Annotated in this window: 13 protein-coding genes; 4 read left to right on the top strand and 9 right to left on the bottom strand. The window is 72.3% G+C overall.

Annotated features, from left to right (window positions below; genetic code table 11):
- Positions 1-5: 5 nt before the first annotated feature.
- The 3 genes from AB0B35_RS04695 to AB0B35_RS04685 form a co-directional block, all read right to left on the bottom strand.
- On the bottom strand, positions 6-1,700 hold the full coding sequence (locus AB0B35_RS04695) for a nitrite/sulfite reductase (protein ID WP_361040641.1): 1,695 nt from the start codon (positions 1,698-1,700) through the stop codon (positions 6-8).
- Between the two features lie 344 nt (positions 1,701-2,044).
- Positions 2,045-3,571: a histidine kinase N-terminal domain-containing protein gene (locus AB0B35_RS04690; RefSeq protein ID WP_361040638.1), complete on the bottom strand. Its 1,527-nt coding sequence runs from the start codon at positions 3,569-3,571 to the stop codon at positions 2,045-2,047.
- 141 nt (positions 3,572-3,712) lie between these two features.
- Positions 3,713-4,747 (bottom strand): SIS domain-containing protein, encoded by a 1,035-nt coding sequence (locus tag AB0B35_RS04685; protein WP_361040862.1) that lies wholly within the window; start codon positions 4,745-4,747, stop codon positions 3,713-3,715.
- 257 nt (positions 4,748-5,004) lie between these two features.
- Between AB0B35_RS04685 and AB0B35_RS04680 the strand changes: the two genes are divergently transcribed.
- Positions 5,005-6,837, top strand: a complete 1,833-nt coding sequence (locus AB0B35_RS04680; protein WP_361040635.1) for a tetratricopeptide repeat protein — start codon at positions 5,005-5,007, stop codon at positions 6,835-6,837.
- Positions 6,838-7,072: 235 nt separating this feature from the next.
- Here the strand turns inward: AB0B35_RS04680 and AB0B35_RS04675 are convergent, their stop codons facing one another.
- Complete coding sequence (locus AB0B35_RS04675; RefSeq protein WP_361040860.1) at positions 7,073-8,590, bottom strand: MDR family MFS transporter; 1,518 nt, start codon at positions 8,588-8,590, stop codon at positions 7,073-7,075.
- 219 nt (positions 8,591-8,809) lie between these two features.
- Between AB0B35_RS04675 and AB0B35_RS04670 the strand changes: the two genes are divergently transcribed.
- Entirely contained in the window at positions 8,810-9,388 is a 579-nt protein-coding gene (locus AB0B35_RS04670) for a helix-turn-helix domain-containing protein (RefSeq protein ID WP_360521205.1), read from the top strand.
- Here AB0B35_RS04670 and AB0B35_RS04665 read toward each other — a convergent pair.
- Together AB0B35_RS04665 and AB0B35_RS04660 are read right to left on the bottom strand one after the other, a co-directional pair.
- On the bottom strand, positions 9,385-9,885 hold the full coding sequence (locus AB0B35_RS04665; protein WP_361040633.1) for a GNAT family N-acetyltransferase: 501 nt from the start codon (positions 9,883-9,885) through the stop codon (positions 9,385-9,387). The genes AB0B35_RS04670 and AB0B35_RS04665 overlap by 4 nt on opposite strands.
- 14 nt (positions 9,886-9,899) lie before the next feature.
- Positions 9,900-10,115: a biotin/lipoyl-binding carrier protein gene (locus tag AB0B35_RS04660; RefSeq protein ID WP_155374475.1), complete on the bottom strand. Its 216-nt coding sequence runs from the start codon at positions 10,113-10,115 to the stop codon at positions 9,900-9,902.
- Between the two features lie 242 nt (positions 10,116-10,357).
- Here AB0B35_RS04660 and AB0B35_RS04655 point away from each other — a divergent pair, with 242 nt between their 5' ends.
- Positions 10,358-11,419: a MoxR family ATPase gene (locus tag AB0B35_RS04655; protein WP_361040630.1), complete on the top strand. Its 1,062-nt coding sequence runs from the start codon at positions 10,358-10,360 to the stop codon at positions 11,417-11,419.
- Positions 11,420-11,558: 139 nt separating this feature from the next.
- The gene (locus AB0B35_RS04650; protein ID WP_361040857.1) at positions 11,559-13,325 is read left to right on the top strand and encodes a hypothetical protein; all 1,767 of its coding nucleotides are present in this window, start codon (positions 11,559-11,561) and stop codon (positions 13,323-13,325) included.
- 72 nt (positions 13,326-13,397) lie between these two features.
- Here the strand turns inward: AB0B35_RS04650 and rsrA are convergent, their stop codons facing one another.
- The 3 genes from rsrA to AB0B35_RS04635 all read right to left on the bottom strand — a co-directional run bounded on the left by rsrA (position 13,398) and on the right by AB0B35_RS04635 (position 15,290).
- Entirely contained in the window at positions 13,398-13,676 is a 279-nt protein-coding gene (gene rsrA / locus AB0B35_RS04645; RefSeq protein WP_203699406.1) for a mycothiol system anti-sigma-R factor, read from the bottom strand.
- On the bottom strand, positions 13,673-14,509 hold the full coding sequence (locus AB0B35_RS04640; protein WP_360521218.1) for a sigma-70 family RNA polymerase sigma factor: 837 nt from the start codon (positions 14,507-14,509) through the stop codon (positions 13,673-13,675). Before AB0B35_RS04640 ends, rsrA begins: the two co-directional genes overlap by 4 nt.
- A gap of 121 nt (positions 14,510-14,630) precedes the next feature.
- Positions 14,631-15,290, bottom strand: coding sequence for an alpha/beta family hydrolase (locus AB0B35_RS04635; protein WP_361040628.1), 660 nt, complete (start codon positions 15,288-15,290; stop codon positions 14,631-14,633).
- Positions 15,291-15,452 lie beyond the last annotated feature (162 nt).

Here is a 15,452-nt window from a genome sequence, read left to right as displayed (position 1 = left end):
ACTGCTCACCGCAGCTCTTCCTCGTCCACCCGCAGCACCCATTCCGCGAACGGCTCGGCGGCGTCCTTGCGGCCGTCGAGGTAGCGGCGGGCGAGGCGCTCGGCGTACTCGGGCAGCTCCGCGGCGGTGGTCTTGAGGCCGCGCAGCTTGCGGCCGAAGTTCGGGTTCTGGCCCTGCGCCATGCTCAGGCCGCCGCCCAGGTGCACCTGGAAGCCCTCGACCATCTCGCCGTCGGGCCCCGGGACAAGCTGTCCCTTGAGGCCGATGTCGGCGACCTGGGTGCGGGCGCAGGCGTTCGGGCAGCCGTTGACATTGATCGAGATGGAGCCGTCGATCCGGCCGATGGTGCGCTCCAGGTGCTCGATGGTGCGTGCCGCGGTCGCCTTGGTCTCGACGATGGCGAGCTTGCAGTACTCGATGCCGGTGCAGGCCATCGTGTCCCGCCGCCACGACGACGGCCGGGCCTGCAGCCCCACCGCATCCAGCGCCGCGATCAGCGACTCGACCTTGTCCTCGGCGACGTCGAGCACCAGCAGCTTCTGGTACGGCGTGAGCCGCACCCGGCCCGAGCCGTGCGCCTGCGCGATGTCGGCCACCTGCGCCAGCACTGTGCCGCTGACCCGGCCCGCGACAGCCGCCGCGCCGACGTAGAAGTTGCCGTCGCGCTGGCGGTGCACGCCGATGTGGTCGATCGGGTGCTCGGGCAGCACCGGCGCGGGCCCGTCGATCAGCTTGCGGCCGAGGAACTCGTCCTCCAGGATCTGCCGGAACTTCGCCACGCCCCAGTCGGCGACCAGGAACTTGATCCGGGCGCGGGCGCGCAGGCGGCGGTAGCCGTAGTCGCGGAACAGGCGCGCGACGGCGGCGTACACCTCGGCGACCTCGCCCAGCGGCACCCACGTGCCCAGGCGCTGGGCCAGCATCGGGTTGGTGGACAGGCCGCCGCCGACCCACAGGTCGAAGCCGGGCCCGTGCTCGGGGTGCTCGACCCCGAGGAACGCGATGTCGTTGGCCTCGTACGGAACGTCGGCCAGCCAGGACACCACCGACTTGAACTTGCGGGGCAGATTGGACAGCGCCGGGTCGCCGATGTACTTCTCGACGATCTCGTCGATGGCGGGCGTCGCGTCGAGGACCTCGTGCTCGCTGATCCCGGCGACCGGGCTGCCGAGCACGACACGCGGGGTGTCGCCGCAGGCCTCCGTGGTGGACAGGCCGACCGCCTCGATCTCGCGCCAGATCGCCGGCACGTCCTCGACCCGCACCCAGTGCAGCTGGATGTTCTGCCGGTCGGTGATGTCGGCGGTGTCGCGGCCGTACTTGCTGGACACGTTCGCGATGGCGCGCAGCTGGGCCAGGTCGAGCTGGCCGCCGTCGATGCGGATGCGCAGCATGAAGTACTCGTCGTCGAGCTCGTGCGGCTCCAGCACCGCCGTGCGGCCGCCGTCGATCCCGGGCTTGCGCTGGGTGTACAGGCCCCACCAGCGCATCCGGCCGCGCAGGTCGGCGGGGTCGATCGACGCGAAGCCGCGATGGGCGTAGATGTTCTCGATCCGCGCGCGCACGTTCAGGCCGTTGTCGTCCTTCTTCGTGCGCTCGTTCGGGTTGAGGGGCTCGCGGTGCCCGAGCGCCCACTGACCTTCACCACGCGGTTTGCGCGCGGCCCGGCCCGGGGTGGTGGCTGGCGTGCTTGCTGCCATCGCAGCGTCCTCCTGTAAGTCCAGTGAGCGAGGACGCGCCTATGCGCCAGTACCGCGGGTCAGCGGTCGAGATTCAAAGAAATGAATGCTCCCGGCGCGTATGCGCGCCCGGGTTTCGAAAAAACGGACGGGCGCAGTCAGCCAGCCGGACAGATGGCGCTGCGCACGCGGCCGAAATCGATGTGGCGGCGGGCGGTGAGCCCGAGCCCCATCAAGCGGCGGCTGGCAGCGGCGGTCATGGTGTCACTTTCTCACGGCGGGCGGGCCCGTGCCAATCACCGGTCGCGTTGCATCCCACATATTGACGCGAGGGTGACGCAGATCGCTCTTTGTTAAAACCGGGACTACCTGTCGCGTTTCGCCAGCGGCACGAACAGCAGGGCCTCCGTGCCGCCGCCGTCCCGGTTGCGCAGTTCGATGGTGCCGCGCAGCTCACCGGTGGTGAGGGTACGGATGATCTGCAGGCCGAGCCGCTTGTTCGTGGTCGGGTTGAAGTCTTCGGGCAGGCCCCGGCCGTTGTCGGCGACGACGACGTGCAGCTCCCGCTTGGCACGCTCGACGTGCACCACGACCTCGGCCCCGTCGGTGGCCTTGCCCTCCAGCGACTCGAAGCCGTGCTCGACGGCGTTGAGCAGCAGCTCGTTGAGCACCATGACCAGCGGCGTGGCGATCTCGGCGGGCAGCACGCCGAAGGTGCCCTCGCGGCGGGTGCGCACCGGCGACTCGGGCGAGGCGACCTCGGCGGCGGCGTTGGCGACCCGGTCGACGATGCCGTCGAACTCGACCGCCTCGTCGGCGGACATGGCCAGCGTCTCGTGCACCAACGCGATGGAGGCGACCCGGCGCACCGACTCCTCCAGCGCGGCCCGCGCCTCCGGGTGGTTGACCCGGCGGGCCTGCAGGCGCAGGAGTGCGGCAACGGTCTGCAGGTTGTTCTTCACCCGGTGGTGGATCTCCCGGATGGTGGCGTCCTTGGTGATCAGCGCGCGGTCCCGGCGTTTGACCTCGGTGATGTCGCGGACCAGCACCAGCGCGCCGATCGGCACGCCCGCCGGCATCAGCGGCAACGCGCGGCTGAGCACGGTGGCGGTGCGCGCCTCGATCTCCTTGCGCGGCGGGGCGTCCCCGCGCAGCGCGCCCAGGATGCGGTTGCTCGCTTCGGAGCCCTCCAGCGGGTCCTCGGCCAGCCGGTTGAACAGCGCGGCCAGGTCCTCGCCGACCAGGTGCGCGGAGAAGCCGAGCCGCCGGATCGCGGACTGCGCGTTGGGCGAGGCGTAGGTGACCTTGCCGCTGCCGTCCAGCCGGATCAGGCCGTCGCCGACGCGCGGGGCGGAGGTGGTCTCGCCCGGGTGGCGCACCGACGGGAAGGTGCCGTCGGCGATCATCTGGGCCAGGTCGTCGGCCGTGGTCAGGTAGTTGAGTTCCAGCTGGCTGGGCGTGCGCGCGGTGGACAGGTTGGTGTCGCGGCCCACCACGGCGATCACCGCGCCCGCCTCGCCGTCCTCGCCGCGCCGGCGGACCGGGATCGCCTCGTGCCGGGCGGGGGTGTCGCCGTACCAGACGGGGTCGCCCTCACGCCAGATGCGGCCCTGCTCGCGCGCGACGCCCAGGTGGGCCACCTCCGCGCCGCTGGAGGTGCGCCCCACCTGGTCGTCCTGGTACGCCGTCGGCGCGGTGGTCGGCCGGACCTGCGCCACGCAGAGGAACGACTGGCCAGCGCTGGGATCACCCTCGACCGGCACCCACAGCAGCAGGTCGGCGAAGGACAGGTCGGAGATCAACTGCCAGTCACCGGCGAGCCGGTGCAGGTGGTCGATGTCGACCGGGCCGAGCGAGGTGTGCTCCTCGACCAGTTCACGCAGCGTTGACACGCTGTCAGCCTCTCACGCCCGCTCACGCCGTCCCGGCGAACCCGCCCCGACCCACAAGATCGTCCGACTTGCCGGGCAGATGTGCGTATCTTGAACCGCGATACGCCCAGGTGCCAGGCAAGTCGGACGATCTTGAGCAGGTCACAGCGTGGCGGTGACCTTCTTCAGGCCGCGGGGGGCGTCGGGGTCCTCGCCGCGGGCCAGCGCCAGCGAGAGCGCGAGCTGCTGCAGCGGCAGGATCTCCAGCAGCGGGGCGTAGCGCTCGTCGACCGCCGGCACGGTCAGCAGCGCCTTGGCGCCGGGCACGGCCTCGGGACCGACCGCGACCACGTCCGCTCGGCGCTCGTCGAGGCGCGCCAGCACCTCCCGCATGGCCTGCCCGCCGAGCCCGGCCCCCACCATGGCCAGCACCGGCACGTCCGGGTCGGTCATCGCGAGCGGGCCGTGCAGCAGGTCCGCGCCGGAGAACGCCAGCGCGGGCAGGTACGAGGTCTCCATCAGCTTGAGCGCGGCCTCGCGGGCCGACGGGTAGGCGTAGCCCCGGCCGGTGGTCACCATGCGGGCCGCGAACCGGTAGCGCGCGGCCAGGTCGGCCGCGGTGCTGTCGGCCAGCGTGCGGGTGGCCAGCTCGGGCAGCTTGGCCAGGGCGGCGTGCTCGTCGGCGGGCAGCACGCCGTCGCCGGCGCGTACGCCCTCGATCAGCATCAGCAGTGCCATCAGCTCGGCGGTGTAGGTCTTGGTGGCCGCGACCGCGCGCTCGTGCCCGGCGGCGACGTCCACGGACAGTTCCGCGGTCTGCGCCAGCACCGACTCGGGGTTGTTGGTCACGGCGAGGGTGAGCGCGCCCGACTCCCGGGCGACCCGCAGCACCTCGGCCAGGTCGGGCGAGCCGCCGCTCTGCGAGACCCCGATGACCAGGGCGTGCGACAGGTCGGGGCGGGCGCCGAAGACGGTGATCGCGCTCGGCGAGGCCAGCCCGGCGGGCAGCCCGAGGCGGATCTCGGTGAGGTACGCGGCGTAGAGCGCGGCGTGGTCGGAGGTGCCGCGCGCGGTGAACACCACGTGCTGCGGCCGGCGCTCCGCGATCACCTTCGCGACCTGCGCGATGGCGCCGGCGTGGGCCGGTTCCAGCAGCGTCGCGTACACCTCCGGCTGCTCGGCGATGTCGGCTGCCATTCCGGTGCCACGCTGGGCCATCTTTCTCTCCTACCACTTCGCCCTGGAGTGCTGCGCGATATCGCGCGTTCCGTGCGCAGTCTTGCACGTTCATGACCGCCATAGCAACACACTGCGCAGAAATGAGCAGGGGCACACAACTCGCCCGACCGGCTCTAGCCTGTCCGTGCCGGAACATGGCCCGTCCGGGCACAGCCGCCTCGCGCGGCGCGTGCCAGGGGACTCCCCCACCCGTTCCGCGGACCGAGGGAGAGCACGTGGCTGACGGCGTCAACGACCCGCACCAGGAGGCGCTGGGCGAGCTCGCCCTGGCCACCCTGGCCCTCGACGAGCACGACCTCGACCATGCGGTCAGCCACCTGTCCGTGGCCCTGGCCCACGAGCCCTGCCTGCCCGAGGCGCACGAGCTGCTGGCGAAACTCGCCGCCCGCTGCGACGACGGCGGCCTCGCGCTGTTCCGGCCCGGTGAGCGCGCACCGGTGGGCCGGGTCGTCGCGTTCGCCCACGTGCTGGCCCGGCACGGTGCGGAAGCCGACGCGCTCAGCCTGCTGGCCCAGGCGACGGTGCACGACCCGAGCCGGCCGTGGGCGGACGTCAGCTGGGTGCAGGCCCTGGACGCCGAACGGATCACCGCCGACCGGCTGGTGCGGGTACTGCTCGCGGTGCTGGGCGCGCTGCCCGACCCGGCGCCCGCGCCGATCGCCGCCGCCACCCGGCCCTACCTGCACCTCGCCGAGCGGGCGCTGGCCGCGTACCCACAGGAGGCGCTGCTGCACGGGGCGGCCTCCGGGGTGGCCCGGCGGCTGCGTGAGGTGCCCCTGGCGCTGCGCTGGGCCCAGCGCGGGGTGGAGCTGGAGTCGAGCAAGCTCACCGAGATGTGGTGGGGCAACGCGCTGCGCGCCGACGGCCGGCTGGCCGCCGCGGTGCAGGCGATGCGCGCGGCCCAGCGGCATGACCCCGACGACCTGTCGGTCACCTCGGACCTCGCGCTGTGGCTCACCGAACTCGGCCACACCGCGGAGGCACTGGAGCTGATCGAGCAGGCGCTGGCCAAGAACCCCGCGTACGACTGCGCCGTGCACACCGCGCACCGCCTGCGCTTCCAGTCCGACGGCGACCCGGACCACCTCGTGGCGCTGGCCGACTTCATGCGTGCCACCACCGACGCCAGCCACGAGCACCACGACCTGCAGCACTGTTGCGACGGGCTGCCCTGGCTGGGCTACGTGCCGGCGGCCGTCGAGCCCTACGTCGAGGTGCTGCGTCAGACCACCGGCGAGGAGCGGTCGCACCCCGGTGAGCTGGGCGTGTCCACGATGGGCTCGCCCAGCGCGCTCGCTCTGCTGCGGCGGACCTGGCCCGGGGTGGCGGTCGCGGCGGGCGAGCCCGGCCCGCCGGACCCGCGGGTGGCGCTGCGGCCGGGGGTACGCCTCTGGGACTTCGACGGCACCCGCCCGTCACCCGCGCTGGACCCGCCGAGCCCGCACGCCGTCCGCGAGCTCGCCGCGATGCTGCCGCTGGGCTGGGCCGCCCCGCCGATGGCGTACGACATGGCGGTGCGGCTGTCCGGGGTGCCGGTCGACGAGCTGCTCGCCGCGCTGGTGCACCCGCCGACCCCGACCGTCGAGACGGACCGCGACCGGGTGTCGGTGCCCGAGCGGCAGCTGCAGGCGTGGGCGTGCCTCGGCCTGCTGCACCACCGCACCGCCGAGCCGTGGGCGACCTCGACCCGGCGGCGGCTGCTGGTGGAGATCGCTTTCGGGGCCGAGGACTGGACCACCGAGGCGGCCCTCTATGCGCTGGTCACCGCCGCCTGGGTGGACCCGTCGTGCCGTGCCGACGTCGCCGAGCTGCTCACGGCACGGCTGCGGGCGGTGCTCGACGCCCGGCGCACCCGGGTCGTGCCGGTCGCCGTGTCCGTGGCCCAGCTCGCCTTCGTCACGCCGGGTATGCCGGCCGCGGTACGCACCCTGGCCCGGGAACTGGCCGAGGACCGATGGCCCGCATCCGCGGCCTACGAGCCTGGCCCGGCCATGCCGCTACCCCGCCCGCGCCGCTCCTGGCTCGGGCGGCTGCTCGGCCGGGACTGAGGGCCACCGCTCGTGCTCCGGGCCGCACCTCGCAGCCGATCCGGGTCCCCGCGCCCGCGCCCGGCCCGCCGCAACCGGCCGCCCGCCCGTCTCTCCATCTGCCCCGTCGGGGACGGCTCGGCGTGCCGGGAACGGGTGAGGCCCCGTCCCGGCTGCCGAAGCAGCGGAACGGGGCCTCACTCGACGCGTGCGGGCCGACTCTGGCTCGGTGCCGACCGGTGCACCCGCGGGCTGATCAGTCGACGGCCACCAGCGGGCGGGGAGCCTGCTCGTTTGCGCCGTCCACCGACTCGGAGCCGCGCAGCGGCACCTCCTTGACGAACCAGGCCGCCACGGGGACCAGGATCGCGAAGCCCAGCGCCCACCAGAACAGGCCCGAGGTGGCGTACGCGATGCCGTGCAGCACCGCCGCCTTGACCGGCTCGGGCAGCAGCTCCAGCTTGTCCGGCTGCAGGCCGCCCACGTCGAGCGACATGCCGCCGGCCGGGCTGCCCGCCGGCATCGCGCCGGACAGGTCGTCCTTGAGCCGGTTGACGAAGACCGCGCCGAAGATCGACACACCGAACGAGCCGCCGATGGAGCGCACGAACGTGGCGGTCGAACTGGAGACGCCCAGGTCCTTCTGCTCCACGCTGTTCTGTGCGATCAGCATGGTGGTCTGCATCAGGAAGCCCATGCCGACACCCAGCACGACCATGTAGATCGAGGACTCGGTGATGCTGGTGTCCACGTCCAGGCGGGTCAGCAGGAACATCGCCAGCGCCAGCGTGACGCCGCCGATGATCGGGAACATCCGGTACTTGCCGGTCTTGGTGATGGTGCGGCCCGCGACGACCGACGTGACCATCATGCCCAGCATCATCGGCAGCAGGAGCAGGCCGCTGTTGGTGGCCGACGCGCCCTGCACGGTCTGGATGTAGAGCGGCAGGAAGGAGATCGCGCCGAACATCGCGAAGCCGACCATGAAGCCGATGATCGAGACCAGGCTGAAGTTGCGGTTGCGGAAGATGCCCAGCGGCAGGATCGGCTCGGCGACCCGGGTCTGCGTCCACAGGAACAGCGCGATCATCACCACGCCCACGGCGGCCATGCCGAGGATCTCCTTGGAGCCCCAGGCGTACTTGTTGCCGCCCCAGGTGGTGATCAGCACGAGCGCGGTCACGCCGACGCTCAGCAGGGCCGCGCCCAGCCAGTCGATGCGGTGCTCGGTCCGGTACTTCGGCAGGTGCAGCGTGCTGGCCAGCACGAACAGCGCGATGCCGCCGATCGGCAGGTTCACGTAGAAGGCCCAGCGCCAGTCGGCGTGGTCGGTGATCAGGCCGCCGATCAGCGGGCCGCCGACCATCGCGATCGCCATGATCGCGGCCATCATGCCCTGGTACTTGCCGCGCTCGCGCGGGGGCACGAGGTCGCCGATGATCGCCATCGCGCCGACCATCAGACCGCCGCCGCCGAGGCCCTGCAGGGCACGGAAGGCGATGAGCTGGTTCATGCCCGACGCGGGGTCGATCTCGCCGGCCGCGCCGGACAGCGCCGAGCCGATGAGGAAGATGACGATCGAGACCAGGAAGATGGTCTTGCGGCCGTACAGGTCACCCAGCTTGCCCCAGATCGGGGTCGAGATCGTGGTGCCCAGCACGTACGCCGTGACCACCCACGACAGCTTGTCGAGGCCGCCCAGCTCGCCGACGATGCGGGGCATGGCCGTGCCCACGATCATGTTGTCGAGCATCGCCAGCAGGATGGCCAGCATGAGGCCGGGCAGCACCACCCGGAGATTCGGTTTGGGGATGTCAGGGGAGGACGTGGCGTCCTGCACTGTGGTCACGGGGGGCTCCACTCGTTCACCGGTACGCTTACTTGCCGCCCGGCTAGAATATTTACTAGCCGTACGGTAAGTTCCCTACTTGCCGGCCGTCAAGTTAGTTAGCACGACCGGATGACAGTGTGGTCGACGTAACACGGAGCAGTGATGAACGAGCCCGCAGCGAGCCGTGCCGAGCCCCGGCCGGACACCCGCGCCCGCATCCAGACCGTCGCTCTCGACCTGTTCACCGAGCAGGGCTACGACGCCACCTCGCTGCGCGAGATCGCGGAGCGGCTCGGGGTGACCAAGGCCGCCCTCTACTACCACTTCAAGAGCAAAGAGGAGATCGTCGACAGCTTCAGCGCCGACCAGCTGGAGAAGCTCGACCGAATCGTGGAGTGGGCCCGTAGCCAACCGGACACCAGCTCGCCGGAGTTCCGCCGCGAGCTGCTGCAGCGCTACGCCGACGACCTCTACACCGGCCGGTACTCGAAGGTGATGCAGTTCTTCCACCAGAACCAGCCGGCCTTCAAGAACGCGCCGGCCGGCGCGAAGATGCGCCAGGCCATGATGGACATCATCGGCCTGCTCGTGGAGCACGAGTCGACGCCGACCGCGAAGCTGCGCGCGGGCATGGCCGTGCTCGCCATCAACACCAGCTGGTTCCTGCTGCGCGACACCGAGATCAGCGACGAGGAACGGCGCGAGGCGGCCATGGAGGTCGCGTTCGACCTGCTCCGCTAGGCCAGCGGGTAGCGCAGGCCGAGCAGGGTGACCTCGGGCAGGGGCGACCAGTCCAGCTCAGGGGCGCGTTCGAACCCCATTCGGGCGTACAGGCGGCGCGCGTCGGCGGCGAAGTCGCGTACGCAGATGACGACGCTGCGGCAGCCCAGCTCCCCGGCCCGGGTCAGGCACGCCCGTGCCAGGGCCTCGCCCACGCCGCGGCCCTGGGCCTGCGGCGACACGGCGAGCATCCGGAACTCGGCCTCGCCGTCCTCGGCCAGTTCGGCCAGCGGGCTGCCCGGCAGCACGAAGGTGACCGAGCCCAGCACCACCCCGGTGGCCTCGTCGACGGCGACCAGCACCTCGCCGCCGGCCGCGCGGGCGGCCACGTCCCGCAGGTGCGGCTCGTACGGGTGGTCCTGCCTGGTCTGCCCGTCGCCACGGTAGGCGGCGACGGACAGCGCGCCGATCGCGTCATGATCGGCGGACGTGGCCGGGCGGACGTGGATCTCGGTCATGCCCGGTGACGCTACTACTCGATCACGGCGATGAGGTCGCCCTCCTGGACGACGTCGCCCTCGTTGACGGCGATCTTGGAGACCACGCCGTCGGCTTCCACGATGACCGGGATCTCCATCTTCATCGACTCGAGGATGACCAGGGTGTCGCCCTCGGACACCTCGTCTCCGGCGGACGCCACGACCTTCCACACGTTGGCCACCATCTCGGCCTTGATCTCCTCGGCCATCGCCGGCCCCTTCCCTTGGATCGCAAGCAGGACGAGTCGTATCCAATCACGGAGCGCCTGGCGAGCGCCGTTCAACCTGAGCATAGGATTCGAGCTGCGCAACCGCCGACGGAAGGGGAGTGACCATGGGCAAGAAGGCCCGTAAGAAGAAGGCTCGCAAGGGCTCGAAGGCCAACCACGGCAAGCGACCCAACGCCTAAACACGTTGCCGGAGTGCACGCCGGGGCGGATCATTTCCCGCCGTGCACTCCGCCCTCACGCTCACCCCGGCCCAGCTGCCCGACCTGCTCCTGCACGTCGCGGTGGTCCGGCCCGTCTTCGTGTGGGGAGCGCCCGGCATCGGCAAGAGCTCGCTGGTCCGCGCCTTCGCCGACTCGCTCGGCCTGCCCTGCGTCACGCTCGTCGGCACTCAGCTCGCCGCCGAGGACCTGATCGGCGTTCCGGAGCTGCGGGACGGCCGCAGCCGCTTCGCGCCGCCCGAGTCCATCGCCCGCCCCGAGCCGTACTGCCTCTTCCTCGACGAACTCAACGCCTCCAGCCCCGATGTGCAGAAGGCGTTCTACTCGCTGATCCTCGACCGCCGCATCGGCGAGTACGAGCTGCCCGCGGGCTCGATCGTGATCGGCGCGGGCAACCGCGCCACCGACAACGCGCTCGCCCGCCCGATGGCGTCCGCCCTGGTCAACCGCCTGCTGCACCTGCACCTGCGGGCGTCGGCGGTGGACTGGCTGGACTGGGCTGCCGGCGCGGGCATCCACCCGTGGGTGCTCGACTACCTCACCCAGCGCCCCGATCAGCTGTGGGTCCAGCCGCCGAAGACCGAGGAGCCGTTCTCCACCCCGCGCGCCTGGCACATGCTGTCCGACGCGCTGCACTCCTACGGTGAGGACATCGTCGAGGACACGCTGCGCCTGCTCGCGGGCGGCACGCTCACCCCGGCGCACGCGTCGGGCTTCTGCGCGTACGTCAAGACGGTGCGCCACCGCTACGGCCTGGACGCGATCGTGCGCGGCGACGCCTCCTGGCCGCGCGCCGCGACCGACCGCGACCTGCTGTTCTTCTTCGCCGAGGCGTTCCGGGCCCGGCTGATCCGGGACCTGCCGGACAGCCGCGAGCACGCGAGCCGGGCCGTGCGCGAGTTCGCGCTGCGGGCCAAGGGCCTGCTGGTCGAGCTGGCCGAGATCTCGCTGGAGTGCGCGCAGCTCGTGGTCGCCACCGACGACGAGGGCCGCCCGGTGCTGCCCGCCTGGTTCCTGGTGGAGGTGACCCGCGACCTGCCGCGCCTGGTCGCGGCCCGCACGTGACCGGCCCCGCCCGCCCGGACGGGGCCCGGCCGCACGGTCGCCGAAGCGGTCCGGCGTGAGCCGCGGTCGCGGCGCGGCGCGCAAGGACCCGCGCCGGGAGGCGTTCGACGGTGCCGCCCGCGCCGTCTTCCAGCAGCGCATGTTCCAGACCATGAACGACGTCGTGTACGACGGCCGGTCGCTGGTCACCTGGTGGACCGAGGACGACGCGCTGAGCCGCGCCCGCGGCTGGGCCCGGGTGCGGGCGGACGGCCGGATCACCGTCAACCGCCACGCGCCCGCCGAGCCGGCGGAGTGGATGTGGGTGCTCGCGCACTGCGCACTGCACCTCGGCTTCGGGCACCTGGAGCCGGGCCGGACCGCCGACCACGCCGCGCAGGCCGCGGCCTGCCTGGTGGTGACCCGGTTCCAGCAGCAGCTGCGGATCGGCGTGCCGCCGTTCCCGGTGCCCGCCGAGCTGCCCGGCACCGACGAGGAGCGGCTGGCCGCGCTGTGGCGCGACACCGGTGTGCCCGCCGAGTACGCCGCGCTGGGCTGCGGCGGCGCGTCCTCCGATCAGGACCTGGACTTCACCTCGGAGCCGCCGCGCGGGCGCTGGGCGCGGCAGGCCGCCGCCACCACGGCTCCCCCGCCGACCTGGGCGGAGCTGTTCGCGGTCGGGCTGGCCGCCGCCGCGACCGAGGCCGTCGAGGAGGCCGGGCAGAACCGGCCCCGCACCAACGGCGAGCTGCCGCCCGACCACCCGTGGGAGCAGGCCCGGCGCTGGTTCGTGTCGTCGTACCCGCTGCTCGGGGCCCTGGCCGCCGGGTTCAAGATCGTCGCCGATGCCGAGCTGGCGCGGACCTGGCAGATCTCCGTGGCCGCCGTCGACGCCGCGGCCGGCGAGATCTACGTGAACCCGCTGCGGCGCATGTCCGGCCCAGAGCGCCGGTTCGTGCTCGCGCACGAGATGCTGCACGCCGCGCTGCGCCACGGGCAGCGCGTCGGCCCCCGCGACCCGTACCTGTGGAACGTCGCCGCGGACTACGTCATCAACGGCTGGCTGGTGCAGATGGGCGTCGGCGAACTGCCCGAGGACGTGCTCTACGACCCGGCGCTCAAGGACCACTCCGCCGAGGAGGTGTACGACCTGATCACCGGCAACCTGCGCCGCTACCGCAAGCTGGCCACGCTGCGCGGGCGCGGGCTCGGTGACATGCTCGACCGGCCGATCCCCGGAGTGGGCGAGGCCCGGCGGGCGGGCGACGTCGACGACTTCTGCCGCCGGGCGCTGCTCGGCGGGCTGGCCCACCACGAGCGGAGCGGCCGGGGTCTGCTGCCGGCCGGCCTGGTCGCCGAGATCAGGGTCCTGGACCACCCGCCGCCGCCCTGGGACGTGCAACTGGCACAGTGGTTCGACCGCTACTTCACGCCGCTGGAGCCGACCCGCTCGTACGCCCGCGCCTCGCGCCGCCAGGCCGCGACCCCGGACATCCCGCGGCCCGGCCGGGCCCGGCCGGAGCTGGTCGAGCGGCAGCGCACCTTCGGCGTCGTGCTGGACACGTCGGGTTCGATGAGCGCCGAGCTGATGGGCCGGGCGCTGGGGGCGATCGCGGCGTACGCGCTGGCCCGCGACGTGCCCGCGGCACGGGTGGTGTTCTGCGACGCGGCCGCCTACGACGCGGGCTACCTGCCGGTCGAGGACATCGCAGGCCGGGTGAAGGTGCGCGGGCGCGGCGGCACCGAGCTCCAGCCCGGCATCCGGCTGCTGGAGCGGGCCGAGGACTTCCCCGCCGACGGCCCGATCCTGATCATCACCGACGGCGACTGCGACGTGCTGCGGGTGCGCCGCGAGCACGCGTACCTGATGCCCGAGCGGGCCCGGCTGCCGTTCACCCCGCGCGGCGAGGTGTTCCGGCTGCGCTGACGCCTGCTCCAGACATGATCGAAGCTCCGTCCACGCGAGGCGGGCGGAGCTTCGACACGTGACTGGAGCCGGTCAGCCCAGCTCGCGCGTGACCTCGACCTCGACGACGAGTTCGGAGAGCTTGGCCCGGAGCCGGTCCTTCAGCTCCGCGGGCGCCTGCTCCTGCCCGCAGCACCGGTTCACCAGCGCCTTGACCTCCTGCTCGATGCCGTACTCGCGCAGGCACGGCGAGCACTCGTCGAGATGCTGCTTGATCAGCGAACGCCGGTCGTCGGAGCATTCGAGGTCGAGGTAGAGGTATACCTCGGTGAGCACCTCGCGGCAGTCGCCGTCCTCGTGTTCCGTCGTCATGACGCCTCCCGAGCGCTGGTCGTGCCCGAGAACCCGCGCTCCGCCGCATAGCCCTCCAGGAGCTTGCGCAGGTTGCGCCGGCCGCGGTGCAGCCTGGACATCACGGTGCCGATCGGCGTGTTCATGATGTCCGCGATCTCCTTGTAGGAGAAGCCTTCCACGTCGGCGAGGTACACCGCCAACCGGAACTCCTCCGGCAACGACTGCAGCGCGTCCTTGACGTCGCTGTCGGGCAGCCGGTCGAGCGCCTCGGTCTCGGCCGAGCGCAGGCCCGAGGAGGTGTGCGACTCCGCCTCGGCCAGCTGCCAGTCGGTGATCTCGTCCGTCGGCGCCTGGATGGGCTGCCGTTGCCTCTTGCGGTACGAGTTGATGAAGGTGTTGGTGAGGATGCGGTAGAGCCACGCCTTGAGGTTCGTGCCGTCCTCGAACTGGTGGAACGCGGCGTACGCCTTGAGGAACGTCTCCTGGAGCAGGTCCTCGGCGTCGGCCGGGTTGCGCGTCATCCGCAATGCGGCCGCGTAGAGCTGGTCGAGGAAGGGCATCGCGTCCCGCTCGAAGCGGGAACGACGCTCTTCGACGCTGTCGGTGCTGGTCAACCGCGAGACCACCCTCGGAGTACGCTCTTGCCGCGGCTCCTTGACAGCGGACCGCAGCGCTGAGGCTGACTCTACCGATGCCAGGTGCACCCGCGGGGCGGGCACCGCGGTAATACCCGATGCGGCGTCGTCGTCCAGTGTCGCCGGCCACGCGGGAGCCGACAGCAGCCGCTCCACGGTCTTCAGCACCGGATCGTCGCCCGACCGCGTCAGGCAGCGCGTTCCCGTCCGCACCATGGATCCACCTCTCGCCGGGGCCGCAAGCTTCCGGCCCACCCGCGGTCTGTAACGCCACGCGACGGCTGTCGCATTCCGCGGGACGACCCGGGCAGTGGCGACCGTCACTCCGGCTCGCCGGCTACCGCGCCCAGCCGCGGGTGTGCAGCCACCCGAGCACGGCCCGGCCGACGGTTTCCGGCGCTTTGCGCAGGTCGTGCCGCTCCCCTTCGAGAACAACGACCTCGACCCCGGGTACGGCGTCGGGCACGCCGAACGGATCCGCCGAACCGTTGACGACCAGCGTCGGCAGCCCCGTACCCAGCTCCTCGGCCCGGCTGCGCTCCGGCTTGCCCGGCGGGTGCAGCGGGAACGCCAGCGCCACGATGCCGGCCGCGCCGACCGCACCGGCGGTGCGGCAGGCGACCCGCGCCCCGCTGGAGCGGCCGCCGACGATCAGAGGCAGTCCGGGGAAACGCTCGGTGAGCCCGTCCACGACCGTCCGCCACGCCTCGTCGAGATGTCCCGCCGGGGCGGGCGCACGCCGCCCGGCCACCCGATACGGCTGGGTGACCAGGGCCACCACCAGCCCGGCGGCGACCGCGGCGTCGTGCACGGCGGTCAGATCGGGCGCGTCCACGCTGCCCCCGGCCCCGTGCCCGAGCACCAGCAGCGCGACCGGAGCACCGGCCACCTGCTTTCCGGTTCGTCCGCCGGACGGCCCGGACACCTCACCGGGCACCGTGACAGCAACCTGCGCCGGGCCGCGCCCGGTCTCGACCGTTTCCGTCACGCCTCGCATACCGCGATCATGCCGCCCCGACCGCCCGGTCTCCGTGCGGCACACCCCCTCCACCCGCATCGATCATGAAGTTGTGGCAGCGACACACCGTCGAGCCTTGCCATAAGTTCATGATCAACGCGGGTGGGTGGGTGGTGTGGGTCAGGCCGCGTGGGCGGGTTC

Source organism: Catellatospora sp. NPDC049133, assembly GCF_040648455.1.
GTDB lineage: Bacteria > Actinomycetota > Actinomycetes > Mycobacteriales > Micromonosporaceae > Catellatospora > Catellatospora aurea.
Note: the sequence above shows the minus strand (reverse complement) of the source record. Positions and strands in the feature narration are given on the sequence as shown.

Coding starts and splice junctions, on each gene's coding strand:
- AB0B35_RS04695 (WP_361040641.1), bottom strand. CDS start 1,700: ATGGCAGCAAGCACGCCAGCCACCACCCCGGGCCGGGCCGCGCGCAAA.
- AB0B35_RS04685 (WP_361040862.1), bottom strand. CDS start 4,747: ATGGCAGCCGACATCGCCGAGCAGCCGGAGGTGTACGCGACGCTGCTG.
- AB0B35_RS04670 (WP_360521205.1), top strand. CDS start 8,810: ATGAACGAGCCCGCAGCGAGCCGTGCCGAGCCCCGGCCGGACACCCGC.
- AB0B35_RS04640 (WP_360521218.1), bottom strand. CDS start 14,509: ATGGTGCGGACGGGAACGCGCTGCCTGACGCGGTCGGGCGACGATCCG.
- AB0B35_RS04635 (WP_361040628.1), bottom strand. CDS start 15,290: ATGCGAGGCGTGACGGAAACGGTCGAGACCGGGCGCGGCCCGGCGCAG.
- AB0B35_RS04665 (WP_361040633.1), bottom strand. CDS start 9,885: ATGACCGAGATCCACGTCCGCCCGGCCACGTCCGCCGATCATGACGCG.
- rsrA (WP_203699406.1), bottom strand. CDS start 13,676: ATGACGACGGAACACGAGGACGGCGACTGCCGCGAGGTGCTCACCGAG.
- AB0B35_RS04660 (WP_155374475.1), bottom strand. CDS start 10,115: ATGGCCGAGGAGATCAAGGCCGAGATGGTGGCCAACGTGTGGAAGGTC.
- AB0B35_RS04675 (WP_361040860.1), bottom strand. CDS start 8,590: ATGCTGGCCATCCTGCTGGCGATGCTCGACAACATGATCGTGGGCACG.
- AB0B35_RS04650 (WP_361040857.1), top strand. CDS start 11,559: ATGTTCCAGACCATGAACGACGTCGTGTACGACGGCCGGTCGCTGGTC.